This window comes from Actinospica durhamensis (genome assembly GCF_018139695.1).
Classification (GTDB): domain Bacteria; phylum Actinomycetota; class Actinomycetes; order Streptomycetales; family Catenulisporaceae; genus Actinospica; species Actinospica durhamensis.
The window spans coordinates 1-487 of the sequence record NZ_JAGSOG010000708.1; the positions used below are offsets into that span (position 1 = coordinate 1).

A 487-nucleotide genomic window follows, 5' to 3' on the forward strand; every position below is an offset into this window, starting at 1 on the left:
GCTACACGCAGCAGTCGTACTGGCAGCTCTTCAGCCCGGACATCTCGCGCCCGTTCCGCGCCACCGACCACGAGCCGGAAGTGATGTACGTCTACCCCACCGACGCCAAGCTGCCCTTCGGCTGGCGCTGGCGCTACAGCGGCATCGGGCTGGTGCACCAGTCCAACGGCCAGAACCTGCCGCTGTCGCGCAGCTGGAACCGTGCCTACCTGATGACCGGCATGGAACTCGACAACCGCTGGACGGTGAACGCGCGCGTCTGGAAGCGCCTGAAGGAAAGCGCGGGCGACGACGACAACCCGGACATCGTCGAGTACATGGGCCGCGGAGAGCTGCAGGTCGGCTGGAACTACGACCGCGACAACACCCTGTCGCTCACGGCGCGCAATTCGTTCGGCTCCACCCAGCGCGGCTCCCTGCGGCTGGAATGGATGCGCGCGGTCGGCAACGACCTGGGCGGCGCCAAGAGCAACCTGCGGTTCCACAC

1 protein-coding gene is annotated in these 487 nt (G+C 67.1%); it reads left to right on the forward strand.

Annotated elements, in window-relative coordinates:
* On the forward strand, window positions 1–487 hold a 487-nt coding region (locus KDL01_RS47150; protein ID WP_212534258.1), incomplete at both ends, for a phospholipase A.